At 45.9% G+C, this 25,977-nt stretch carries 15 protein-coding genes and 2 riboswitches; of the genes, 12 read left to right on the top strand and 3 right to left on the bottom strand.

From position 1 onward, the window contains the following. Window positions 1-164: 164 nt before the first annotated feature. From ACWXW9_RS12850 to ACWXW9_RS12830, 5 genes are all read left to right on the top strand, one after another. Window positions 165-758: a DUF5317 domain-containing protein gene (locus ACWXW9_RS12850; RefSeq protein ID WP_494929705.1), complete on the top strand. Its 594-nt coding sequence runs from the start codon at window positions 165-167 to the stop codon at window positions 756-758. Window positions 759-1,041: 283 nt separating this feature from the next. Further along, window positions 1,042-2,880, top strand: coding sequence for a bifunctional diguanylate cyclase/phosphohydrolase (locus ACWXW9_RS12845; protein WP_494929704.1), 1,839 nt, complete (start codon window positions 1,042-1,044; stop codon window positions 2,878-2,880). Between the two features lie 263 nt (window positions 2,881-3,143). Further along, window positions 3,144-4,865, top strand: a complete 1,722-nt coding sequence (locus tag ACWXW9_RS12840; RefSeq protein ID WP_494929703.1) for a copper resistance CopC/CopD family protein — start codon at window positions 3,144-3,146, stop codon at window positions 4,863-4,865. Between the two features lie 29 nt (window positions 4,866-4,894). Beyond that, complete coding sequence (locus ACWXW9_RS12835) at window positions 4,895-5,644, top strand: YcnI family copper-binding membrane protein (protein ID WP_494929702.1); 750 nt, start codon at window positions 4,895-4,897, stop codon at window positions 5,642-5,644. A 415-nt stretch (window positions 5,645-6,059) separates the two neighbouring features. Continuing rightward, a complete protein-coding gene (locus tag ACWXW9_RS12830) occupies window positions 6,060-7,307 on the top strand; it encodes a stalk domain-containing protein (protein ID WP_494929701.1) in 1,248 nt (415 codons plus the stop codon). A 109-nt stretch (window positions 7,308-7,416) separates the two neighbouring features. Here ACWXW9_RS12830 and ACWXW9_RS12825 read toward each other — a convergent pair whose 3' ends face one another. Beyond that, complete coding sequence (locus ACWXW9_RS12825; RefSeq protein ID WP_494929700.1) at window positions 7,417-7,800, bottom strand: winged helix-turn-helix transcriptional regulator; 384 nt, start codon at window positions 7,798-7,800, stop codon at window positions 7,417-7,419. Window positions 7,801-7,987: 187 nt separating this feature from the next. Between ACWXW9_RS12825 and ACWXW9_RS12820 the strand changes: the two genes are divergently transcribed. Together ACWXW9_RS12820 and ACWXW9_RS12815 are read left to right on the top strand one after the other, a co-directional pair. Further along, window positions 7,988-8,662, top strand: coding sequence for an NAD(P)H-dependent oxidoreductase (locus ACWXW9_RS12820; protein WP_494929699.1), 675 nt, complete (start codon window positions 7,988-7,990; stop codon window positions 8,660-8,662). A 201-nt stretch (window positions 8,663-8,863) separates the two neighbouring features. Continuing rightward, a complete protein-coding gene (locus ACWXW9_RS12815) occupies window positions 8,864-10,015 on the top strand; it encodes a response regulator (RefSeq protein WP_494929698.1) in 1,152 nt (383 codons plus the stop codon). Between the two features lie 96 nt (window positions 10,016-10,111). Here the strand turns inward: ACWXW9_RS12815 and ACWXW9_RS12810 are convergent, their stop codons facing one another. Both ACWXW9_RS12810 and ACWXW9_RS12805 read right to left on the bottom strand, forming a co-directional pair. Next, on the bottom strand, window positions 10,112-13,183 hold the full coding sequence (locus ACWXW9_RS12810; RefSeq protein ID WP_494929697.1) for a hybrid sensor histidine kinase/response regulator: 3,072 nt from the start codon (window positions 13,181-13,183) through the stop codon (window positions 10,112-10,114). A 179-nt stretch (window positions 13,184-13,362) separates the two neighbouring features. Then, a complete protein-coding gene (locus ACWXW9_RS12805) occupies window positions 13,363-14,619 on the bottom strand; it encodes a DUF445 domain-containing protein (protein WP_494929696.1) in 1,257 nt (418 codons plus the stop codon). Window positions 14,620-15,341: 722 nt separating this feature from the next. Here ACWXW9_RS12805 and ACWXW9_RS12800 point away from each other — a divergent pair. The 5 genes from ACWXW9_RS12800 (at window position 15,342) to ACWXW9_RS12780 (ending at window position 25,802) form a co-directional block, all read left to right on the top strand. Beyond that, window positions 15,342-16,229: an AraC family transcriptional regulator gene (locus ACWXW9_RS12800; RefSeq protein WP_494929695.1), complete on the top strand. Its 888-nt coding sequence runs from the start codon at window positions 15,342-15,344 to the stop codon at window positions 16,227-16,229. A gap of 99 nt (window positions 16,230-16,328) precedes the next feature. Continuing rightward, window positions 16,329-16,409, top strand: a riboswitch (cyclic di-GMP riboswitch). Between the two features lie 41 nt (window positions 16,410-16,450). After that, window positions 16,451-16,532, top strand: a riboswitch (cyclic di-GMP riboswitch). 22 nt (window positions 16,533-16,554) lie between these two features. Then, window positions 16,555-17,352 (top strand): transglutaminase family protein, encoded by a 798-nt coding sequence (locus ACWXW9_RS12795; RefSeq protein ID WP_494929694.1) that lies wholly within the window; start codon window positions 16,555-16,557, stop codon window positions 17,350-17,352. A gap of 211 nt (window positions 17,353-17,563) precedes the next feature. Next, complete coding sequence (locus tag ACWXW9_RS12790) at window positions 17,564-21,253, top strand: collagen binding domain-containing protein (RefSeq protein ID WP_494929693.1); 3,690 nt, start codon at window positions 17,564-17,566, stop codon at window positions 21,251-21,253. Between the two features lie 103 nt (window positions 21,254-21,356). After that, on the top strand, window positions 21,357-21,983 hold the full coding sequence (locus ACWXW9_RS12785) for a class D sortase (RefSeq protein ID WP_494929692.1): 627 nt from the start codon (window positions 21,357-21,359) through the stop codon (window positions 21,981-21,983). 228 nt (window positions 21,984-22,211) lie between these two features. Further along, window positions 22,212-25,802 (top strand): collagen binding domain-containing protein, encoded by a 3,591-nt coding sequence (locus ACWXW9_RS12780; protein ID WP_494929691.1) that lies wholly within the window; start codon window positions 22,212-22,214, stop codon window positions 25,800-25,802. Window positions 25,803-25,977: the final 175 nt, after the last annotated feature.

Here is a 25,977-nt window from a genome sequence, read left to right as displayed (position 1 = left end):
TTCAATATATTATGATAACATTCATTTTACGCTGCTTCGATCATTTACACGCTAATCCGCAATTTTTTTTCGAAACTGCTACATATCAGGCAGGAATTTACCAATTTAAGGTCGAATCATACCTTAACCAAAACAAAAAAATTTGCGAAAGCTGGAGAATAACTATGGTCTATGATGGAGTGCTGCTTGGTCTCATTGTAGGTCTGTTCAGAGGGGGCTGGCGACAGGGTTTAATCCGTTTCAGCCAAATACACCTCATAGCTGGCTGGATGTTCCCTGTGCTGCTGCTGGTGCAGTTCATTATTTTTTATGCTCAGGAAAAATGGGCTTGGCTCGCGTCCATCAACGGGTATCTGTTTATGGGCATCTATGCGGTTGGATTGATTTTTCTCTGGTTGAACAGGCACCACAAGGGATTCAAGCTTATTTTAATCGGAGTCCTGTTGAATTTTGTCGTCATGGCGGTAAATGGCGGCAGGATGCCGGTCTCGTTGAGCGCTTCTGAGATACTAGGCCCCTATTATACAGATATGCTTAAATCTGGAAGCGTTATCTCAAAGCATTACATGATGGATACGACTACGCGTTTATCATTTTTGGGTGATATTATTCCACTCTCCAAGCCCTATCCCCGTACGCAGGTGATCAGTATTGGAGATGTCGTCATGAACTTTGGGATGTTTCTGTTTATTCAAAGTGTCATGGTCGTGAACAAGAAGAAGACCACCCAACAAGAAACCCATCCCCGCCACGCCTAGTGTGCGCCTTATTCCAAGGAAGGGAGTGAACCCTATGAAAAATTTGAAATATTCCCGTGTGATTATCAACGCTATTATCGTCGCTTCTGTCGTAATCGCTTTGACTTCCGGTTACAAAATCGGAGGCTAATTACCGATAAGGAAAAGGGAAGCACAGGCTCAACAAAACAGGCTGGATTCCGGCCTGTTTTTTCATGTGAAATTTTCGATTACAAAATTGTAAATTATCCCATTTACCCCCTGGTAGCTTTGACATCAAGATACGACAAGGCAGGAGAATGAAATGATGAGTATAATTGAAAAGCTGCAAGAACGGGTTAGCGCGACGGGATTATACGTTTTTCTCATATGTATGGCAGGCTTAGGCATCCTCTTGTATACGAATCATTGGTCCTTTATGCACTATTCGCCTACAGAGTGGGTCACGATCTACTCTCTGCTGGGAGCAGTTCTGATTTTGGAGCATTTTACCTTCCAACTGCCGCCAGCCAGTAACAAGCAATCGATGGATTCCTCCGTGTATCTCGCTTGTATTTTTGTACATGGCACTGAAATCGCTATTCTCATTTTATTGTTCAATGTACTCATTGCCGCAATCCGGTATAGAGAACTGTCCTGGTGGAAGCATGCCTCCAATTTTTCCATCTATGCGCTCTCCATTTTCCTGTCGTCTGCCGTCTTTGAGCTTAGCGGCGGAACGCAGGGAGGCTTGAACGATGAGCATTTTACTGCCTACCTGTTGGCACTGTTCTGCTACTTTACGGTGAATACCGTTACACTGGGTCTCTACTTTTATATTGCTTACAAAGGCTCTCTCAATGAGCTAAAAAAGGCTTTTCTCGCTGAATCCCTGCTTGTTTACTTATGCACACTCATCCTGTCTCTCGTACTGACCACACTAATTTATCATAACGGTATTTTGGGGCTTCTGTTGTTCCTTGCGCTAAGTATGCTTCTATCCCACGCGTTCAAGCAGTTGTTTACGATGTATCGGGAAATTGAAGAAAAAGCCAACATGGACCGCAGAACAGGGCTGTACAATCACAGTTATTTTGAAAATGCACTCGAAACCGAGCTGAATATAGCCAGAACCCAGAATACCCCCCTCAGCCTTGCCCTTATTGATATTGATGATTTTAAAAAATACAACGATCACTTCGGTCACCTGAAAGGCGATCAGCTGTTGGGATTCCTCGGAGAGATTCTCAAAAAGGAAACTTCCGGCTCCAATATTATCGTATCCCGCTATGGCGGAGAGGAGTTCACTCTGCTAATGCCTGACCATACCGCCGAGCAAGCCTACGAAACGGTCAATACCATCCGAAAAAGACTGAATGATTCCCGCTATGAGGGTGTGGAAATTTTCCCGCACGGCTGCTTGTCCTTCTCCGCAGGCATTGCACAAAGCCGCATCGACATCTACGACAAATCACAGTTGGTCGATCTGGCAGATAAAGCGCTGTACTACGCCAAGAAGCAGGGAAAAAATATCGTTCACACACATGGCAGTTTAAATGAACTGGAACGTGAAGTCGATCTGGGACAGGATATTCGTGATATTGAACAGCAGCTTAATCTGTTTTTGTACAAGGATATTAATACCTTCAAGCATTCCAAACGGGTATTCAGATATGCAGCAGATATGAGCGAGGTGCTTAAGCTCGGCCCAGAGGATAAACGACGGTTTATATTGGGTGCTCTCATTCATGACATTGGCAAGCTGGAAATTCCGTGGAATATTCTCAATAAAAAAGAAAAGCTGTCCTGTGAGGAATGGACGATGGTGCAAGCACATGTCATGTGGGGCAAACGAATTATCGAGGCCAACGAACGATTCGCAGATCTGGTTCCTTTTGTGGAGTTGCATCATGAACGCTATGACGGGGGAGGCTACCCGTTCGGCTTTAAGGGTGAGCAAATTCCCCGGCTGTGTCGGATGCTGACGATTATCGACTCTTTTGATGCGATGACAACTGAACGTCCTTATCAACCCACCAAAACGTTCGAGGAGGCCATTGAAGAGCTGCGAGCCTGCTCGGGTAGCCAATTCGATCCGGAGCTAACGGCTATTTTTATCCACTATGTCCAGCATAAGCAGCCCGCTTTCATGGATTCCGTGTAAACAGGCATATCATTCCCCACAAGCTCGGTCCCATTGCCCCTGCCGCCAGAAATCGTCTAGATTTCTACATCGGTAGGGGTTTTCATATGAATAGCACATGCAAAATGCTGTTTATTTCAAATTTCATATAAATGTCATAATTCGCTCCATCTATTCACGCTGTATGCACTATGATTAAGATAAGGATTGGATTTGTCCGTATAAAATGTTACAAACGAGGATATCCTCGCTTCAAGTAATCGAGAGAAGGTGACTTCACAGGCATGTTGTACCTGTCCAGACCAGCCCGTGCGGCTTGTCTTCTGTTGCTGTGTCTACCACTTCTTATCCTGTTTCCTCGCTCATCATGGGCTCATGCATTTGTCGTTGAATCCAGTCCGACTGAAAATCAGGTTTTGGACAAGTCGCCTTCACAGGTGATCATCACCTTCAATGAGGATTTGCAGTCTGCCTTTATGTCGATCAAAGTGACCGATGAAACAGGTAAGCGAGTTGATACAGGAAAAGCACAGCTCAACCCGGAGCACAAAGCCACCATGGAAATCAAACTGATTCCGGGGATGAAAAATGGAATTTATACCGTCAATTGGAGAGCCTTATCGGCGGACGGACATCCGGTCAACGGAGTGATTCCATTCCAGGTCGGCAACGGTTCCAATGCGTATACGGACCCCGCAGCCGCCACATCCGAAGGCTCGGGAGTATCGCGGCTTGACCTAATTGCTACCCGCTGGTTGCTGTATATAGGACTGTCATTGCTTTTGGGAGCACTCTGTTTTGGGCTGCTCATCCTGCCAGGAACGAATCAAAGCAAGGACACAAGTGAGCGGCAGAAACATGATCAACAGACAGGCATCACGTTACCACGCTGGTCCGCTCTGCTATGGAGCGGCTACGGTATCACGTCTGTCGCCATCCTGATCAGTCTGCCGCTTCAGGCATCCTGGGATGCCGGGGTTTCTATCGGGCAGGGCTTTTCGTTCCCGATCCTTGGAGAAGCCCTCCAGTTCACGGGGGCGGGACAAATCTGGTTTATCCAGATGATTCTCGTGCTGGTGCTGAGCGTAGCGCTGATTTACGCGCTGGATCACAGCATCTCCAACCGCCAGCGCCGTCTCTGGGGCTACGGCTCCGTCGTCCTGACGCTAGGCCTCATGCTGTGCAAGGCCTTTGTCGGCCATGCGGCGGCGGCTACCCATCCGGCTCCAGCCATCGCAGCGGACTTCGTCCATCTGGCGGCGGCAGCCTTCTGGATCGGCTCACTTGCCGTCATGGCGTTGTGCCTGCCTGCTGCCAGGCCAGAGCTGCCCGTGTCCGAGCGGGCAGCTCTGCGGCAAGCGGCCCTGCGCCGCTTTGCCGGCTGGGGCATTGCCATGGTGGCGGCGCTGCTCGCCACCGGCATTTATGGAGCCGTGCTGTACGTCCCGGCTCCCTCCATGCTGCTGAACACGTCCTACGGACTCGTTCTGCTCGGAAAAGCAGCGCTGCTGCTGGTCATGCTGGCCTTCGCGGTCAGCCAATTCCGCAGCGCCCGGCAAGCGGCGGCAGCCAAGCGTGCCATCGGGGGCTTGCGCATCGAGCTGTCCGTTGGCCTGCTCGTGATGCTGTTGGCGGCGGTGCTCACTCACCTTTCGCCTGGTCAGGCGCCTGCGGTACCGTTTGAGGAAACCCGCACCGCAGGCGAATACAGCATCTCGCTGGCGGTTAGCCCGAATACTGTAGGCAGCAATGAATTTAAGGTAACTGTACGGGATGCCAAGGGAGCTACCGTTCAGGGCATCCAACAGGTCACACTGACACTCGTCCCGGCAGACCCTGACAAAGCCCGGCAGGAATTTGTTCTCCCTGCACGACAACAGCAGCCATTCCTAACTCAAGAGCTGCTGACTGCCGAAGGAACATGGGCTGTACAGGTACATGCTCTGACCGCATCTTTGGATGCAATTGACGCTGAATTTACTCTGCATGTAGGTGGAAAAAGATAATCATTATATTGTTTAAAGGAGCAAATGATATGAATACAACGATTCAAATGGTAAAATCCAGATTTTCCAGACTTGCGACCTCTATGGGTCTGATTGCAGCAGGTGCTTTACTTTTTGCAGGTATGGCCAGTGCCCACGTGACGGTCAAGCCCTCCGTTTCACAGCCTAACGCTTGGGAAACGTACACGCTGAAAGTGCCTGTCGAAAAAAACATTCCAACCACCAAAGTCGCTTTGAAAATTCCGAAAGAAGTCGTTTTCAAGCAGTATGAGCCTGTACCGGATTGGAAAGTATCAACCGAAAAAGACAGCTCCGGCAAAGTAACCACTGTTACCTGGACGACCGACAAAGATGGCATCCAGGCGGGACAGTATCAGCGTTTCAGCTTCGTGGCACAAAATGCAGACCAGAATACTGAAGCCGCGTGGAACGCTTTCCAATATTACAGCGACGGAAGTATCGTGGAATGGACAGGCGATGAAGGAAGTAACAATCCACATTCCATTACAAAAATCACGGCTGATGCCACCTCCGAGGCTCCCGCACCTACCGCAGATCATGGGCATGATTCGGCTGGTACAGCCGCAGGCCATACAAGTTCAGACATGGCTAAGGATAGCAGCAATCCTGCACCCGCTTCGAATAATGCTACCGAAGCCGCCCCTGCCGCTGCTGCCCCTGCCAGCTCTGCTGCACAAACGACAGCACTCGTTCTGTCGATCATCGCAGTCGGGCTTGGTGCAGTAGCCGTCGGCATTGCGCTCAAGCGCCGCAAGTAATTTTTGTTCGCAAGCGTATAGAAATTAGTTAGTTATATGAATGTATGAATTATATGAGCGATATAAAAAGCAAAAGCTGGCACCTTTTATACAGGTGCCAGCTTTTTGTTCTATTCCTTATTAAACTTTCAATATTTATACAGCAATTACCCATTGGCTGGAAAATTGAAATTTATTCTATTATATTTCTCCTAAACTGTTTTGGTTGAAAGAAAAGGAGCCCTTTTAGTTGCTCCATGTAGAAAATACTGATTTGATTAGTATGATATCCCGGAGAAAAAGATTCTACATAGAATTCGAAGCAGTGTATATCATTTTAACATTCACCTATCTATCATTTTTTTGGTAAAATGGTAGAAACCTCACGATTCTAACATGATAGCTTTGCAATCTATGATGCATAGGAGAGTATAAGATGAAAATCGTAAATAAGGCTCTGTTATCCAGCGCCATCTTTCTGAGTGCCACCGCAGGCATCTATAGCCCTTCGGCGCAGGCCAATGCGGGGCAGGTCAGCATTGTGCTGGACGGATATCCACTGCCTTTCCCGGTACAGCCCGCAGTGATGAGCGGCACGACGATGGTTCCCTTCCGTGCCATTTCCGAAGCTCTCGGCATTACGGTGAAATGGGATCAGGCCAGCCAAAGCATTACAGCCACCAAAGCACAAGGCTCTGCGACCAAGCAGGTGGTTCTGAAAATGGGTAGCCGCAATGCTACGGTAGACGGACAGTCAGTGCAACTAACAGCCGCACCGCAAACCGTGCGCGGCAGCACGATGATTCCGTTAGGCTTCTTTGGACAGCAGTTTGGAGCCACGGTCAACTGGAATCAGGGAACGCGGACGGTATCCATTACATCGCCGCGTGAGCCTATGTATACGGTGGGATTTTACGCGCTATCTTCCTTCGACCAAAAATCCAAAATACCGGATTTTAACGCGGTAGCCTTCGGTTGGAGCCGAATTGATGCGAACGGACAATTTACGACCAGCGGCAAGGAATACAAATGGCCTCAAGCCGCCGACACCGTGACACCAGAGTCCATTGTACAGGAGGCAGACAGTCAGGGGACTTCCCCTTACCTGATGGTCTATTCTGGAGATGGCAATCACGAGCTGACCAAAGTTTTGGAAAATGCACAGCTTCAGGAGCAAACTATTTCCCAAATCGTTAGCACCGTCACCGACAAGCAGTTCAAGGGCATTACGCTGGATCTGGAGGGACTGGGCTGGAGCGGAGATAAAGCCAAAGCGCGTTCAGACTACAACGCCTTCATTCAAAAGCTGTCGGCCAAAGCGCATCAGGCTGGACTCAAGCTCACCGTCGTCCTGCATCCGCTGAACAGCTCTTACTCAGGTTACGACTACAAGACGCTGGGTAATCTGGCGGACGATCTGATCATCATGGCCTATGACTACGGGCAAAAAGCAACGCCTGAACCACTCGATAAAGTGGACGAAGCCATAAAACTGGCCTTGAAGGAAACCTCGCGGGACAAGTTGATTTTAGGCATCTCTATGGGTAGCGAAAAAGACAGCACCGTCAACGCCAAGATCGGTCTGGCCAAACGTTATGACCTGAAAGGCATCGCCATCTGGCGACTGGGCATCATTGGAGAAACCGCCTGGACGCAGATGAACCAATCCATCGAGTTCAAATAAATAAACTTTCACAAGAACGTCTCGCCCTTATTCCGCCCGCTGATGAATTTCATGCGTCTTCCATGCGAAGCTCCATGAGTTCATCAGCGGGCTTTCCTCATTTCACACCTCAACCAGAAGGCTTCCCGCACTTGGAATTGGCCGCTACGGGCTCACAGGTCTGTTCCCCATAGAAGACACCCCAGTCTCTCATAAAATCCAGCAACGGCCTCAACGTATCGCCCAACGGGGTAAGCGAGTATTCCACACGCGGCGGATTCTCGTTATAGATTTCACGGTGTACGATACCGTCACGTTCCAGCTCACGCAGTTGCAAGGTCAGCATACGCTGCGTAATATTGGGCAAGGTCCGTCGAATTTCGTTATACCGGCGCGGTCCCGTGGTCAAATGATATAAAATGACTCCCTTCCATTTTCCGCCTATAACCCCTACCGTTTTCGCTACCGGACATCCAAAGTTCACGCTGACTGTATTTTCCATCTCTTGCGTCATGGTTTCCCCTTCTTTCTACCGATTGTAGACCCGAAATCTCAGACTTATGACAAGGAACAAATATGTGCGTACTTGTTCACTCCAGAAACTTTTTATATGATGACTATACATTCGATATTAGCTCTCATTATAGTAGCAGAAAATAAAAAGAGCACCAACTAAACCAAAAACTGGAGGGATACAACTCATGTCCAATACATCCGTAAAAAAGCAGGAAATTCTGGATGCCTTTCTGTTCAGACATGCCACCAAGGAATTCGATCCTGATCGCATCATACCGGAGGAAGATTTTCAATTTATTCTCGAAACCGGGCGGCTTTCCCCAAGCTCCGTCGGTTTTGAGCCGTGGCGTTTTGTGGTCGTACAAAATCAGGCATTGAGAGAAAAGCTGGCTGCGGTTTCAAGCGGGGGCCAAAAACAGATTCCTGCTGCCAGCCATGTTGTCCTGATTTTGGCACGTAAGGATGTTCGTTATGATTCCCCGTATGTGGAGTATATGTATAAAGAGATTAAAGGGATGTCCGAGGAAGACTTTGCCTCACTGCCGGGCCGATATAAAATCTTTCAGGGTGAAAATCAACGCCTGCTGGAAAACGAACGTACGTTATTCGACTGGGCTTCCAAGCAAACCTACATTGCCTTGGGTAATATGATGACGGCGGCGGCTCAGATCGGCATTGATTCCTGCCCGATTGAGGGCTTTAACTACGATCAGGTGCATGCCATTTTGGAGGAAGAAGGACTGTTGGAGAACGGACTGCTGGATATTTCGGTCATCGCTGCCTTTGGTTATCGGTCCCATGAACCCAAGCGGGAAAAATCCAGACTGCCGTTGGAACAGATCACACGCTGGGTTCTGTAAATATACCTCCAATACTGTCAGTCAAGCTTAAGTATAGTAAACATCCTACAGGCGGGCTTGCGATCATCCATCTTAACGATGGTCCATCGCAGCCCGCCTTTTTATTTTAAATTTTTTTCTTCTACAACCTTTTTGCTTATAGCCGCAGCCAAGTTATCCGATATAATAAGATGTATCTGCCTAAAAAGGAGTAAAGCACACGTGGATAGATCAGAGAAATTGACAAGGATTGTTATTGTCGATGATGAAGAGTTAGCTTTGGATTATATGAAGCGTCTGCTTGGCAAGTTACAAGGCATACATATTGCAGGAGCTTTTACGAATCCGTTCGTGGCCAGGGACTATATTCTACTTGATAATATAGACATAGCCTTTTTGGATGTAAGACTTCCAGAGATCAGTGGAATTGAATTAGCACATCAAATTTTGGAGCACAAACCCCATATTCAGATTGTATTTGTAACGGCTTACGATAAGTACGCTATCCAGGCCTTCGAGCTTAATGCGCTGGATTATCTGCTCAAACCGGTCACGACAGAACGTCTCATCAAAACCATGAATCGCATTCTGAAGCGTAACGATCAAGCTGCCTCCATACCTGAGGATCAGCCTTCCCTTCTTCATTTACAGGTTTTTCAACATGTCGTCTTCACATTACCGGATCAACAGCCCACTGTTCTTCAGTGGAGGACCAAAAAGTCTCAGGAGTTGTTTTTGTACCTGCTGCAAAATCATGACCAATGGGTTCGCAAATCAGCCTTGATTGAATTACTATGGCCGGAATATGAAGAAGATAAGGCCTACTCTCTTTTATATACTGCCGCTTATTACATTAGAAAAACGATAGCGCCGTATCATTCCTTTTTAGATATTTCCAACACTAATGGCGGTTATATTTTGCATACGCAAAACGTAGTGCTAGATACAGAAAGATGGGAGTCCCTCCTGGCATCCGCTCCACAGATGAACAAGGAATCCATTCACTATTATGTTAAAATGATAGAATTATACAAAGGGGACTATTTACAGGAATATGATTTTTGGTGGGTTGAAAGTGAACGCCAAAGGCTGCATAAGATGTGGTTATCCACAGCATTGAAAATGGCAAAGTGGTATAGAGGGAACACCCAGCCCGAAGAGGCGATCTCTATTTATGAGGGCATCTGTAGTCGTCACCCCCAAGCAGAGGAAGCCTACTGGGGACTAATGGAAACCTATGCTGATATGAACAAAAAAAACTTAGTTAACAAGTGGTATGATTTGTTATCATCCGTCTTATGGGAAGAACTTCATGAGAAGCCCAATGAACAAATTACGAATTGGTTTATAGAGTGGCAAATGGCACATGCCTAGTCTCACGGCTGAAGTCATTCTCCGGAACCCGTAGAACCCCATCAGACCGACGCTTGCTTCGCCTCGTTCTGTATGAGGTCCTACGGGACAGAGATATTAAGTTTCTTGCCTTTGTGCCCGGGGAACATGGAAGCTCACCGTTGTACCCTGATTGGAATGACTACTAATATACAGCCCCTTACCGAATACTTGCTTCAGACGTCGGTCCGTATTCCGTAATCCAATCCCGCTATACTGTTCTTGCTGAGGATCCAGCAGACGATCCAGCTCCTCCTGACTCATGCCCACACCGTCATCCATAATGGCTATTTCTGTGCCATCCTCCTGCTGCTGAATTCGAATGCACAATGTTCCTCCATCTATCCGATTCATGATACCATGCCTGATCGCATTTTCCGCAAGTGGCTGAATGGACAACGGCGGCAGAAGCAAGGACACCTGTTCGTCTACTTCCCATACAATATCTAGTCTATTCCCAAAACGCTCCTTCTCTATATAAAGATAAGATTTCAGGAGTGCAAGCTCGTATTCCAGTGATACGACTCTATCAAGATTTTGAGGATTGAAGCTTGATCTTAAATATTTACCGAACTCCTCAATAAGATTCACCATTCTGGTGTGATCCACATGACTTAAGGATGCAATGGTATTCAAGGTGTTAAACAAAAAATGAGGTTTGATTTGCGCCTGTAACCATGCAGCCTCCATCCACAGCCGCTCCCTTGCTGACTTTTTAACATCAGTCAAGGCACGGACCCTGGATTTCAATTCCATGGAATCCACAGGCTTCATAATATAATCGTTGGCCCCGGCATGAAATCCCGTATATAAGTCCTCCTGCTGACTACGTGCCGTCAACAGCAACACAGGCAGCTCGGAAATGCTAAAATATTCCCTCACACGCCGAGTTAACTCATAACCCGACATTTGGGGCATCATGACATCGGCTATAATTAAATCCCATTCCCGGTGATCCAGCCTATGCAGAGCATCCTGGGCACTGGTTACAGTGACAAGGTCGTAAGACTCCGATTCCGAGGCGAGAATGCCCTCTAACACCCTTAAATTAACCGGATCATCATCTACCGCGAGTATGGCCGACCGTGCAGAGCCTGCCGCAACCTGCATCACTACTTCATTCTGCAAAGCCATAAAATCGGTATCTGCCGCTTCATCCATACGCACCTGCTCGTTATCTCGTAATTCGTCGGGTACAGGTGAGGGGTCAAGTGGTAGCGTGAAAGAAAAGGTTGAGCCTTGACCAAGTTCAGAGCTTACACTCAGAGATCCCCCATGAAGCTCCACCAATTGCTTGCTAATGCTCAACCCTAGTCCAAGCCCATCCCCAATAACCGTCAAATGAGAATTTCCTTGTTCATATGGATGAAATATTCGCTTTTGCGTCTCCTCATCCATCCCAACGCCAGTGTCACGAACCTCAATACTGGCCATTTCGCCCTGGATGTGTGCGTGAATGGAAATGGTCCCCTCAGGAGTATATTTGACCGCATTGTGAAGGAGATTGAACAGGATTTGGATTACCCGGTTTTCATCCGCTAATACATTCGGAAAATCAGCAGGGATGCTTACTACCATGTTTAGCGGTTTACCATCTGTCATGAATTGGAGCATATCCAACACACCCGAGGCTACAGCCTGGGGCTTCAAGCTTCTTTTTTCCAGAAGAATATCCTTTTCACGCAGACGTGTAACATCCAGCAAATCATTCAATAATAAGGACATACGGCGACCGACCGTAACGAGCAATTGCATGTTTCTCCTGTTGGGCTCGTCCAGGGCGCCATTCTGATTCTCCAGCACGGTCTGTGCTATATTGATCATCCCATGCAGAGGATTTCGCAGCTCATGAGAGGTGTTAGCCAAAAATTCATTTTTCACCTGATCAGCGCGCTGCAGTCTCTCCATCAACCTTCTCAGCTCGGCGTTCGTATTAAAAAACCGTTTGAACCAATAGGACGCAAACGCCACAAAGGCCAGCACAATATCCCAAGGGTAATAAGGGAGGTCATTCGTTTTGAACACGCCCCACAGTATGCTGGAAGCAATGCTAAGGGATGCGAGCAACAGAAAAACAGCCTCTTTTTGCCCTCTGAATGTTCTAAGAAAAGCAAACGTGGGAACCGTAGCACATAGAGTAATGCCTGAAAATGCAATAAGAGCCAACAAAAATGCATAAAGGTTGGATGTAGATGCAAATAAAACCGTAACCGCAAAACAACAGTGGCCTATAAAAACAATCTGAATGATGCGGGATCGAACCAACAGAGACTGCACCAGCTTCAGTACACACATACCTATTCCTATATAGGAAAGTATGGTTATTTTTAACGCAAGACTCAAACTGATGGGGAACCAGTCTATTAAAAGCTTGTCATCGTCTGTCAGGATGGATAATACCGTGCAGACCACAATTCCCGCAAAATACAGAAGCGCCTTCTTTTGTGGATTCATAAAAAATATAACGACTACATATACCCCGTGAAGCAGCAAAATAATACATACCATAATTTGCATCGAGATCGCGAAGTTGGTTCGGCTATTCACAGCCTCCGCGCTTCCAAAAATGATAGGCTTCACAATCCCTCCACTGGAAGAAAAATCATAATTGGATACTTGAATGACAATCTCCATGGCCTGTCTGTTCGTATCAAACATAGCAGAGAACGGAACGGTTGATCCTGTATGCTGTTCGACCTTGTTAGAGACCTGGCCGCTATGACTGACTAAACGGCCGTTCACAAATATGTTGGATGCCGTACTAATCCTCCCGATCCGAAGACCGTATAAAGTGTCCTCCGACCTGTCACTCAAAATAAGCAGCCGATAGGTTCCAACCCCATATGCCTTATGATCCACAGGAGATACCGACTCACTCCATAATCCTGGTACCTGAATGGTCTGGCGCTGCTTCTGCATAAATAAGGATTTCAGTTCGGCAGGAGAAGATAAAGTTCCAGGATAAAACTCCCACTCACCATTTAATGGTAGGGTCTTTATCTCCTGCAAATTCAGGCACCTCAGATCCAGAATTCCCGCCTTGGCCCGTGGATAATCCTGATTGTGGTAATAATCAAACCACAGCATACGCAGGCCGATAATCACGATCAGGAATGACAGCGTAATTAAAAGAAATCTCCGCTTACTCATCCACTTGTCATCCGATACCATACATCAACGTAACTCTGCCGGGTTCTCATTCGAACCAGCAGCATTGGATGGTGATTCAACACATAATTTACTGTGGCGTGCGGCTTACCCATCAAACGCTTGAGCCTCAATTCTCATGCTTCCACAACCTTATCTGTAGCATTTTCTTCTCTAATGAATCAACCGATCAGCATACGGGCACCTGTCAGGACAATACCGATCAGGAAGCCCGTAACCGCGCCGTTAATACGTATCCACTGCAAGTCCTGCCCCAGCTTGTCCTCCATCAGAGCAATCAGGGAATCGTTATCCATTTTATCTACATTTTCGCGTACCAGATTACCAATCCGACTGTGGTTAGCTTCCACCAGCCCGGTAATGCCTGCCACAATTCTAGAATTGATCTTGTCCAGCAGCTCGGTATTCCCTCTCAAATCAGCCAGCATCCGATCCAGTAGCGGCAAAATATAGGTCGGCACATAGCTGCTATCTTCCATATAGTCCAATAAACGTACGCGCAGCTCTTCCATCTTATGAAGCACCGACGCATCGCCCTCCCAGGTACCCACGAGGTTGTTTTTCCAGCTGTTCAATCCTTCCTGAACCGTATCTTTCGTCGCCAGACGGGTCAGCTGTGTTTTCAGACCATCCAGCACGGCCTGACGGCGTGGATGTTCTTCCCTTTGCAGCTCCGCAACCTGATCCAGCAGGAAATGGCGAATCATTTCACCCATGCGCTCTTCGTTCAGATAGCCAAGGAACGCATTCAGGGCGAATTGCATCAGCCCGCTCACTTGCAAACCGCTAATAGCCTGCATTCCCAAGCTACCCAGCGTGTAGCCCGTTTCCGGCTTCAAAAGCCAGGATTCAGCCTGCTCCAGCGAGTAATCCAGCGCGCGGCGGTCATAGCCCTTCTCACTGGTTTGACGGGCAAGCGCCTCCAGCAGCGGTCCGACGTCGAAGTCTGTCACTTGCCGCTTGATCTCTGCCGCAATTACCGGGGCCAGCTCCGCAAGCGGAATTGACCGAACCAGTCGTTTGGCGAGAACATCTATGGATGCAGCCGCTTCCGGCGTGCGCATTCCCTTTTCCACACCGCCCAGCATCAAATCGGCCAGCCGGATATCGGCAATTTTAGATGCGATGCTGTCTTTGTTAAGCAAGTTATTTTCCACCGTACTCACCAAGGCACTCGTCAGCTTTCCCCTATTCTTGGGAAGAAGCGCTGTGTGCGGAATCGGAATGCCCAGCGGGTGACGGAACAATGCGGTGACGGCGAACCAGTCTGCCAGTCCTCCGACAAGTCCTGCCTCGAAAGCACCTGCTAACAACCGAGCCCAGCCATATTGCTGAAAAGGCAACATAGCTGCAAAGCCCGCTCCCAGAATAACGAGCGACCAAGCCGCTGCGGTTTTCGTATTTTTTGGTTTTTCCATCCTATAATCCTCCAAACTGACTGTCGAGTAAGTGAAGCCCTATATCTGTATTACCCATCATATCATTGCCTATATGAATTCCAAAGCTAACGGCACTCTATTTCCTATTATATTAGAACACACCGGAGCAGAAAATCACGCAAATAAGTGAATACACTCTTTGTGTAATTTTGTACTTTTATGCTGTTATTTATCATATGATTTGCATATATTTACAGTACACTAATCAGCATAAAAAGAGTTCATATATCTCCCTCGTGCACCTACATATTTGTGAACAAAATCACAACATTGGACCCAATCTAATTTTCTTCACGATAAGCCTAATGAACTATTTCGATAGAACAAAGACCCATTTTTTTCAAAACGAAAGGATATGTGCGTTGGAAGGTGGAATGGGCATAGAATACCTTTAGCATCCTTTCCTGGATTTTATTCCAGAATTGAATTGAACCCATGGCATCTCCGAATTTTTTCAACATGATTTAACTTTTTCATATGGATGAATGAGTTAAAAATATGGAGGAAACGAGGCTGTTTTCACCATAATAGTACACCTGAATTCGAATGGAAAATAATTCAAAATATTATTCGCTACATGCATTTATGTGATGTGATAAAATAAACCGTATTAATAGGAAATCATGTGTAAACCACCATTTTGTTTATTAAACAAACAGTGATTAGCTTGATAAATTTGCTCTTTTGTAAAGGAATTGGACATGACAACAGACCAAAAAAACAACGGAAATGGGACCCCTTGGAGCAGCGATCCAGTCGTCATTGCACGTACTCCCTCCGCTTTTGCCAAGCAATCCCTTTTTTATATACAGGAAATAGGTTATTTCGAAAAAACATCTGCTTATGCCATGGAACGGAAGGAACTCACCTCGTTTCTGCTCGTTTTTACGTTATCAGGACAAGGGGAATTACTGTACCGGGAGAAAAAATACATATTGAAGCCTCATGATATGTTTTTCGTTAGTTGTGAGGAATACGTACAGTACAGCACCGCTGGTCATGAAGCATGGGAGTTTATCAGTGTAAATGTGTACGGCAATCTGATCGGCAATTTCTATGAACAATTTGCCAAACACAACAAGCCTGTAATATCACTCAACGATCCAGTCACCATATTGGACAAGCTGCGTTCCCTGTTATGCGTACAATCTGACAGAACTCTCTCTGCTGAGCTGTTGACATCCAGACTCATCGGTGAGTTGCTGACGTATATTTTGCAGCACCCCTACGATCATCCGTATGTAAACCAGGATACAATCACCGAGATACGCAAGGTTCAGCAATATTTGGATCGATCCTACAGTGAACGAATTACGCTGGATTCGCTGGCAGACATGTTTGAGTTAAACAAATTCAATCTCGCTAAAAACTTCAAGAAACAGATCGGATTTTCTCCTATCGATTATCTCATTAATGTCCGCATCACAGCGGCTCAAGGCTGGCTTAAAACCAGTGACGAATCCATTGTGGATATCGCACGGTTTGTAGGTATTCCCAACACTAGCCATTTTATCAACCTGTTCAAGGAACATGTCGGAGAAACCCCACATTCCTTCCGCAAAAAATGGGGGAATCGAACCAAACTATAAACTCATCTATTAGATGACTTTGTCGAAAAACAGAGAAAATCTGAGATTGTGCTTGCCTAATCGGAAGTCCAACTGATAGAATGATAGATATAGACTGTTCAGGATAAATGGCAAACCTGTCGAAAGGCAGGGACGCAAAGCTACAGGGCCTTCTTTTTAAGATGGCAGCCAGCTACCGGTTGGAGAGGCTTTTTGTCGTGTTTTTTTTCCTGAAAAACTTTATACGATAATAGCAAACCTGTCGAAAGGCAGGGACGCAAAGCTATAGGGCCTTCTTTTTAAGATGGCAGCCTGGCCGCCGAAAGGAAGTTTTTCTATGAGGAAAATGTCATCTTTTTTAATTATTTTGGTTTTTTTGTTATCCATCCCCCTACATACGACAGCATTTGCTGCCGAAAGTCAGGCATGGCTGAATCAAAACAACGTAAACCACGGTATTGTTAGTATACGTTATCCTGTCAACTCCAATGTCAAAACCAAGATTGTAATTACCAAGGATGCGGAGAAATACTCTTATTATCTGAATTCGAGCAAGCCTGAGGAAGCATTCGCTCTTCAAATGGGCAATGGCAATTATAACATTCGTTTATTGGAACAGCTAACTGGCAACCAGTATAAAGTGATAGGTGAAGAAACGGTCCTGTTAAATTTGAATGACAGTAAAACCATATACCTCAATTCTATTCAAAATATTGACTGGAGCGATACGAATCAGGCGATTCGGAAAGCCAAGGAATTAACCAAGGGTGCAACGACAGATGATGAAAAGGTGAAACGTATTTACGAGTATGTCATTAGTCATATTAAATACGATTCCAATCAGCCTTTCAACCTATCAACAGACTACCTTCCACAAATTGATCGTACAATAGTTTCGCAAAAAGATATTTGCTATGGATACGCTTCACTGTTCGCCGCCATGCTTCGAAGTGTGGATGTTCCAACGAAGCTGGTTATGGGCGAATCCTCCTATGTGAATACCTACCACGCCTGGAATGAAGTCAATATCAACAATCAATGGGTTATCGTTGACACTACAGTAGATGCCGCTCTAAAAAGCGGAAAACAGAAGTTTGCAATGGCCAAAGAACCCTCCAAATACACAAAAACAAAGCAATATTAATTTTTTTTAGAAAGCCCTGATCACTGCGATCAGGGCTTTTTTCTATTCTTGTTGAGAAATTGTTGAGATAAGGAAGGTATTGTATATCTAGTCAGTCATTTAAAAACTAAGATGTTGAATATACTATTTCCGGGACAAGAAAGAGGGGGGAACCAAATCCGCCCGGGTACTTTCCATAATATTATGATGAATAGGAGACTTACTTAAGAGTATGAGAACAAAAATAAATGTAACGATCATTGTGCTATTGCTTATTTTCCAAAGCTTTTTTAGTGCAGCGCTGGCTTACGCAGACACTTCGACCGCGGCTGTACCAGAAAGCGCTGTAAGCGATACTGCGAATACAGTTATGGAAGATGTATACGGTATTCCGAACCCTGAACCATTAGAGGCACCTCCCAGCATAGCTCCCATGATTCAGGCAGCAGCCAGCTCAGTTCAAGCAGACAATATTTTAACCAAGCTGATCTTGACGGATGAAACCGGCCATATCATTGATGCTGTCGATAATCCCGGCGTCCGTGTGGACATTGGTGCGGCAGTCCAGCTGAGCTATGAATGGGAGATTCCTGACAATCAGTATAAAGCAGGCGATACCTTCACCTTTAACTTACCGGAACAATTTGAAATTTACACAGATATCTCGTCTCCGTTGATTACAACAGATGGAGCGGTTGGTACCTTTACAGTAGATCGTCAAGGGAAGGTCATTATGACCTTTAACGATTACGTAGAGAACCATTCCAACGTAAGCGGAAAACTGCAAGTAAAAACCGAGTTCAGTAAGGAAGTTGCAAAGGGCAGCACAGAAGTCATTATTGCGACTCCAATTAAGATCGGGGTACAAACATCCATCGTCAACATCAAACCCGTTTCTGGGCCCCCAATAAGTAAACAAGGAAAAGCTAACGGCAAAAACAAGATTGACTGGGCCATTAATGTGAATACACAATTGGACACCGTAAAGAATGCGATCGTAACAGACCCGACTCCTCAAGGGCTGGAGCTGTTGCGAGACTCCTTCCAACTGTATAATCTGCAAGTCAATATTGACGGCTCGACGGTAGTTAAGGACCCAATCAGCGGGGACAAGTATACGCTCGAACCAGATCAAGCCGGTACGGGCTTTGTTATTCGTTTTAAAGACGGGAGCATTAGCCAAGCCTATCAGATTCAGTATTCCACAGATATTACAAGTGACGAAACCCGATTCTCCAACACAGCTACTTTTTCGGGAGACTCTATGAATGGTGTCTCTGCTACCGCTACCGTGCAAGTTGATCGCGGAGAATTTTTGTCCAAGAAGGTGGAAAGTTACGACCCTGTTACACAAACGGTATCTTGGGTGATCAAGTACAACTTCAGCGAAAAGAAAATACCTGCCGACAAAGCCTTGTTAAGTGATCGGTTCAACAACAGTCAGGTATGGCTTCCCGATTCACTTGAAATATACAAAGACGACACTCAAGAGGTGCTTCCATCCTCAGAATATACCGTCTCCCCGGTTACGAATGATTTGGACAGCAACGGCTTTGATCTCCAATTCAACTCCGATGTGGATACTGCCTATACCATTCGTTATCAAACGAAAGCCAAAGAACGTGTATATCAAGATGATAAGGTAACGAACCGTGTGACTTCAGGTGGAGTCTCTAAGGATGCCACCGCACAACTTAAAAGTGGAATTATTATTAAAGAATCCAAGGAGCCAAACTACAACGCAAAATTCATACCTTGGGTTATTACCATCAATGAAGATCAATATACTATGAACGATATCGTCATCAAGGATGTATTTCCCAACGACGGCCTGGCCTTGTTGCCGAACACTTTGAAAATCCAATCCGCTGACGGGAAAACGGAACTTCAAGCCCCTGCAGATTATGAGCTTATTCCGTTATCAACGGATTATAAACAAGGGTTTAATATCATTTTCCATGCACCAATTCAAGATACTTATACGATCAAATATTCAACCACATTCAATAATGACTGGAAGAAAGATACGACGAAGCCAGAGTTCTGGAATAAATCCGTCATTGAATGGCAGCAGGACGGAGATTCAAAATCTGCAGAAGCAGACGCGCGGCTCTTTCCGGATATCATGACACAACAAAATGGAGCCAAGCAAGGAAGCTACAATGCCAGCTCCAAGCACATCACATGGGACATTAAGGCCAACTATAACCGTAAGACCCTGAAACAACCGGAAATAAAAGATCCATTGCTGCAAGGTCAGAAGCTACTGCCAAACTCCGTTAAAGTGTACGACATGACACTGAATGGATCGAGGAACGGCGTGGAAAAGGGCTCCGAATTACCAGCAGACCAGTACACACTTATTCTTCCATCCGAACAAAATGGCAACACGTTGCGTATCCAATTTAACAATCAGATTCAAACCCCATATTGGATTACGTTCCAAACCACGCTGGAAGGAGAACTTATTGAAAAAGAAATCCGCAATAAGGCCCTTTTTCTGGATGGAGAAAATATAATCTCAGAATGGTCAGCCCAAGTAACCTTACCTCACGGTGGAGAATATGTTTCTAAAAGCGGCAGCCAGAACGGGAATAAAATTAACTGGCAAATCCGTATAAACGAAGGACAGTCTCAAGTAACAAATGCCAAAATTGTGGATCATCCCAGCAGCAATCAGATTCTGATCGAGAATTCCTTTCATCTGTATTCAACTGTGGTGTCTGAAAACGGGAAGGTTACCAAGAGTACAGAACTAACCAGGGATCGTGATTACAAGCTCATTTTCAAGCCAGATGCTCAAGGTCAGGAAACTTTTGAGCTTGCTTTCACGAAGGAGATCTCCTCCGCCTTTATCCTGGAATATCAAGCGTTCATTGATGCAGCTGACAAAGAAAAGGTGAGCAACAAAGTAACCTTTGAAGGGGATCGCTTAACGACAGAACAGAAGGAGACGAATCAAGAAATTATTGTGCGGACTTCTTCCGGCTCCAGTTCAGGCAGCGGTATTAAAGAAAGCCTCGAAATTACAAAGGTTGATCAAGATGAGCCTGATAAGGTACTGCCCGGAGCAAAATTCGCGCTCTATGATAAAGCGGAGAAAAGAGCCCCAATCATTCAAACTACCAATGCGGAAGGGAAGATTGTGTTCTCTGCATTGCTCCATGATGATTACATCTTGGAAGAGCTTGTAGCTCCCCAAGGCTATAAAATAATGGATAGTAAGCTTGAAATCAAAATAGACGATACGATCAAACAAAGTGCCGGCATAAAGAAGGTTGTGGTAACCAACCAAAAAGAAAACAACACAGATCCAGGTACACCTACCAATCCGGGTACACCTGGTACACCTACTAATCCGGGCACGCCTGGTACACCTACCAATCCAGGTACGCCTGGTACACCTACCAGCCCGGGTACGCCTGGTACGCCTACTAATCCAGGTACGTCTACCGGCTCAGGATCAGGCAAAAAACGCGACAAGGAGCCTGAAACAACAACTACGGCGTCTATATCCGTTCCTTTAGTGGACAATAAAGAACAGACTGTGGATGGTGAGAGCCCGGTATTAGATAGCATCGTGCCTGAATCTACACCTGACAAAAAACAGACGGATGATGATGGGGGCCTGCCAACGGGTGGTATTGTGCCTGAATCTACACCTGCACCGAAAGCAAAACCGAAATTACCAATCATTAAACCTAATAAGGAACCTAATCCCCCCGTGGAAAGTGATGACGACTCTCTGCCTCGCGGTGGAATCAAAGTTCCTGCTGACGTACCGAAAGATCCGAATGTTTCACCATTGGCAAATAAATTGCCACAAACAGGAGAAAACAGCCCTGCTCCCTTCTATTTAACAGGTCTAGCTATGATCATTTGTGGCGCGTATCTGAAGTATAGACGGATGGGCAAAAAATAAAAATAATCATACCCTCCCTTTCTCAGACTACACTAAATGGGAAAGGGAGGATTTTTAAAATCAGTATGTGATACACCTTACATATGTTAGGGAGGTTTTTAGATTGCGTAAGCTATCATACTTGTTCATCGCCTTGGGATTACTCATTATTTTGTTTCCTAAAGCCAATGAATGGAACGAAGATCGGAAGCAGAGCGAGCTTTTGAAAGAAGCAGAGGTACTGAACCCTAGCATTATCGACGGCTATAAGCACTTGTCCAGCAAGCTTGCAGAAAACACGGGCATCGAAACCACACGAGGTCCTTCGGTACCCGCAAATGAACCAGACCCTAAGCAACTCCCCATTGCCACCATTAGCATTAATCGCATTGATTTGAAGCTTCCTGTGCTGGAGGGTGCAACTTGGGATAATATGAAGCACGCATCTGTACATATGTCGGAAACGGCAGCTATGGGGCAGACAGGAAACGCCGCCATAGCAGCCCACCGTGCGCGTACAGCAGGACGTTTATTTAATCGGCTGAACGAGGTAAAGATTGGAGATAAAATCATGATTAATACCAAGGGTGAACAATATAGTTATACAGTCTATAAAATTTCGATTGTCGCTCCTACAGACGTCTCCGTTCTGAAAAGCTTTGAAAATCAAAAGCTGCTCACATTAATTACCTGTGACCCTCTTGTAAATCCGACACATCGCCTCATTGTTCAGGCCCGACAAAGCACCTAAAGCTGGATCTGTTCGCCATATCCGAACACCCTTTGCTACTCAGATTTACTTAATTTGCAGCGTAGGGGGTATCTCTATTTCATTGGACAGACTCTTAGTCCGTTGAATATATTACTTCCGGGAAAGAAGGAGGGATGCTATAAACGCCCGGACATGAATACAATATACAGTAATCTTTATACAGTAATCTTTATACAGTAATCTTTAGAAAGGAGACTTAAATAGAGTATGAGAAAAAAATGGAATGTAATGATTATTGCATTATTACTCATTTTACAAAGCTTTTTTGGTATCACCCAAGCTTATGCTCAAATTCCTGCCCCGGATCAGCCGGAGATTGCTGGAACCGAGGCAGGGCAAACCGTTACAAATGATGTATATGATATCGTAGTACCCGAAACAGAACCAGTCATAGAACCAGAACAGCAGAAGCCTCCTTCCCTACCAGCTCCTGTTGTTCAAACAGCGGTCGCCACAAATTCTGAAGAAGCTGCTCAAGCGAGTATATTAACGAAACTCACCCTGACCGATGCGACCGGTCAAGTGATTGATGCGGTATACAATCCCGATAGTCGCTTGGACATTGATGATGCAGTCCATCTCATTTATGACTGGGAGCTTCCCAACAATACGTACAAAGCCGGAGACACTTTTACCTTTCAATTGCCCGAGCAATTTGAAATCTACACAGATATCTCCTCTCCTTTGGTTACGGCAGATGGAAATGTTGGCCATTTCACGGTAGACCGCCAAGGCAAAGTGGTCATGACTTTCAACGATTACGTGGAGAGCCATTCCAATGTCAGCGGAAAGCTGGAGGTTAAGACCGAGTTCAGCAAGCAAATAGAAAAAGGCAGTACAGAGGTCATTATTGCCATCCCGATCAAGGGTGGAGTACAAACAGCAGTCGTAAATATCAAGCCTGCGGGAGGATCTTCCTTGGATAAGCAAGGGAAAGCCAATGGAACCCATCAGATTGATTGGACGATTGACGTAAATAAACAATTGGATACGGTCCAACATGCTGTAGTCACCGACCCGACTCCCCAAGGATTGGAATTGGTAAGGAACTCTATCCAGTTATACCATTTGCAAATCAATGTGGATGGTTCAACCTTGCTGCGTGATCCGGTGGATAGGGATAAGTATACGCTGGAAGCCGATTCGGCTGGTACCGGCTTCATCATCCGTTTTAAAGATGAAAACATCCGCAACGCATATCGAATCCAATACTCCACTAACATCACCAGCGAAGAATCCCGTTTTTCCAACACAGCCACTTTTTCAGGCAGCAATACGAAAGAAGCTTCTGCAACAGCTACAGTAACCGTTCAACGCGGCGAATTTTTGTCCAAAAAAATGGAGCAATACGACCCGGTTACTCAAACGGTATCCTGGGCGATCAAGTATAATTTTGGCGAAAAGAAAATTCCCGCCGGGAAAGCCGTGTTAGCTGACCGTTTCAACAAGAGCCAGCAGCTCGTGGCCGGTTCACTTAAAGTGTACAAAGGAGCTACTTCTGAGGAACTTCCTTCCTCCGAATATACCGTCTCACTGGTTAGCAATGAAACGGCCAACGGCTTCGATTTACGCTTCAACTCCGATGTGGAGACAGCATACACGATCCGTTATCAAACCAAGGCGGTAGATCGTGTACTTAAAAATGAACGGATAACGAATACCGTAACGTCTGATGGAGTAACCAAAGATACCACTACCGAGCTTAAAAGCGGGGTCATTGTGAAAGGCTTCAAGGAACCGAACTACAACACAAAAACGATTCCCTGGGTTATTGCCATCAATACGGATAAATACACGATGAATCAGGTTGTGATCAACGATACGTTTCCGAATGGCGGTCTGGCTCTTTTACCAGATACATTAAAGATCCAAAGCGCGGACGGAAAATCAACGCTAACATCACCAGCAGATTATGAATTGATTCCTTTATCGCAAGACTATAAGCAAGGATTCACGATACGTTTCCATAAAACGATCCAGGACGCGTATACCATCAGCTATTTAACAACATTTAACAATGAATGGAAAAAGGATACGAGCAAGCCGGAGTTCTGGAATAAAGCTTCCATCTCATGGGTGCAAAATGGAACGCCCTACTCTGCTGAAGCCGAAGCCCGGCTATGGCCTGACAATCTGACACAGCAGAACGGTGCCAAGCAAGGAAGCTATAACGCTGCCTCCAAGCACATCACATGGGACATCTTGACGAACTATAACCGTAAAACCCTGAATCAGGCTGAAATAAAGGATACGCTACAGCAAGGTCAGAAGCTGGTTCCCGGCTCTGTCAAAGTGTATGACATGACACTGCTTGGATGGTGGAATGGTGTGGAAAAGGGAGCTGAACTGTCGGCAGACCAATACACCCTTGTTCTTCCCACCGCTGACAACGGCAATGAGTTGCGTATCCGTTTTAATGAACAGATTAACACTCCCTACTGGATCACTTTCCAGACCACATTGGAGGGAGAGCTTATTGATAAAGAAATCAACAATAAGGCTCTGCTGATGGATGGAAAAAACATGATCTCTGAGTGGATAGCCAAAGTAACTGTGCCTCATGGGGGAGAATACGTTACAAAAGCCGGTAGCCAGAATGGCAATAAGATCGACTGGCAGATCCGGATCAATGAAGGGCAATCTTATGTCTCCAACGCCAAAATCGTGGATACACCCAGCAGCAATCAAATCCTGATTGAAGATTCCTTTCATTTGTATTCCACCAAAGTATCAGCCAACGGAGAAGCTGCCAAAGACACTGAATTAGTCAAGGATCAGGATTATAAGCTGAAAATTACGACAAACGATCAAGGTCAGCAATCCTTTGAGCTTGGCTTCACACAGGCCATTTCATCCGGCTATATTTTGGAATATCAATCTTTTATTCAAGCGGATGATAAAGCGAAAGTGAGTAACAGCGTCTATTTTGAGGGCGACCGCTTAACTACGGAGCTGAGAGAAACCAGTAAAGAAATCATCGTGCGGACATCCTCCGGTTCAGGTTCGGGGGGAGGCATAACAGGAAGCCTGGAAGTGACCAAGGTTGACCAGGATCATCCTGACAAGGTGTTGCCTGGAGCACGCTTTGCACTCTATGATAAGAACCAAAAAAGAGCCCCGCTCATTCAAACTACCAATGCAGACGGGAAAATTTTGTTCAATTCATTGCTGTATGATGAATATATTCTGGAGGAACTTGCGGCTCCAGCAGGCTATAAAATAACAGCCTCGAAGACAGCGGTCAAAATAGACGCCACGGTTAAACAAAGCTCAGGTATTAAGCAGATTGTGGTAACTAATGAAAAAGAGACCCCTGTCGATCCGGGTAAACCTACTGATCCGGAAACGCCTACGAATCCAGGAACGCCTACGAATCCGGGTTCAGGTAAAAAGCGCGATAAAGATCCTGAACCCACAGAAACGCCGAATGTACCCGTTAAGCCAGTAACCAATGAGCCACAGATCGTTGAAGATGAAGATGTGCCATTGGGTGTTCCAGAGATTGAGCAGCCTCCTGCAGAACCCGATGCGCTGCCGGAATCGCCAGAAATTGATCCTCCTCAGAAATCGTCTCCACCTGTAAAGATTGAAGATGAACCCATACCCAAAGGAGGCATCAAGTTCCCTGCTGAGGACCCCGAGGACCCCAGTGATCCAGGGCGTACTCCGCAGGTAAATAAATTACCGCAGACAGGAGAAAACAGTCCTGCTCCCTTCTATTTGAGCGGAATGTCTTTGATTCTTCTGGGTGCCTATTTGAAATATAGACGGATGTATAAAAATAAAAGAATTAAATAATCAAACAATCCCCTTTCTCGGCTTACACAAAGCGAGGAAGGGGAACTATCAATGATATGGGCGGTGACATGAACTTGAATTTAGCTCAAAACTCCTACATGCTTTTATGTTTATTGATCTTAAACCTGATCGTATGGACATGCCTTGGCATTTTTTTAAGGTCCGTATTTGTGGA

The organism is Paenibacillus sp. LT-B23 (genome assembly GCF_059417685.1).
The sequence above is the reverse complement of the archived record's forward strand: the minus strand, read 5'-3'. Positions and strand labels throughout refer to the sequence as shown.

Coding starts and splice junctions, on each gene's coding strand:
- ACWXW9_RS12850 (WP_494929705.1), top strand. CDS start 165: ATGGTCTATGATGGAGTGCTGCTTGGTCTCATTGTAGGTCTGTTCAGA.
- ACWXW9_RS12845 (WP_494929704.1), top strand. CDS start 1,042: ATGATGAGTATAATTGAAAAGCTGCAAGAACGGGTTAGCGCGACGGGA.
- ACWXW9_RS12840 (WP_494929703.1), top strand. CDS start 3,144: ATGTTGTACCTGTCCAGACCAGCCCGTGCGGCTTGTCTTCTGTTGCTG.
- ACWXW9_RS12835 (WP_494929702.1), top strand. CDS start 4,895: ATGAATACAACGATTCAAATGGTAAAATCCAGATTTTCCAGACTTGCG.
- ACWXW9_RS12830 (WP_494929701.1), top strand. CDS start 6,060: ATGAAAATCGTAAATAAGGCTCTGTTATCCAGCGCCATCTTTCTGAGT.
- ACWXW9_RS12825 (WP_494929700.1), bottom strand. CDS start 7,800: ATGACGCAAGAGATGGAAAATACAGTCAGCGTGAACTTTGGATGTCCG.
- ACWXW9_RS12820 (WP_494929699.1), top strand. CDS start 7,988: ATGTCCAATACATCCGTAAAAAAGCAGGAAATTCTGGATGCCTTTCTG.
- ACWXW9_RS12810 (WP_494929697.1), bottom strand. CDS start 13,183: ATGAGTAAGCGGAGATTTCTTTTAATTACGCTGTCATTCCTGATCGTG.
- ACWXW9_RS12805 (WP_494929696.1), bottom strand. CDS start 14,619: ATGGAAAAACCAAAAAATACGAAAACCGCAGCGGCTTGGTCGCTCGTT.
- ACWXW9_RS12800 (WP_494929695.1), top strand. CDS start 15,342: ATGACAACAGACCAAAAAAACAACGGAAATGGGACCCCTTGGAGCAGC.
- ACWXW9_RS12795 (WP_494929694.1), top strand. CDS start 16,555: ATGTCATCTTTTTTAATTATTTTGGTTTTTTTGTTATCCATCCCCCTA.
- ACWXW9_RS12790 (WP_494929693.1), top strand. CDS start 17,564: ATGAGAACAAAAATAAATGTAACGATCATTGTGCTATTGCTTATTTTC.
- ACWXW9_RS12780 (WP_494929691.1), top strand. CDS start 22,212: ATGAGAAAAAAATGGAATGTAATGATTATTGCATTATTACTCATTTTA.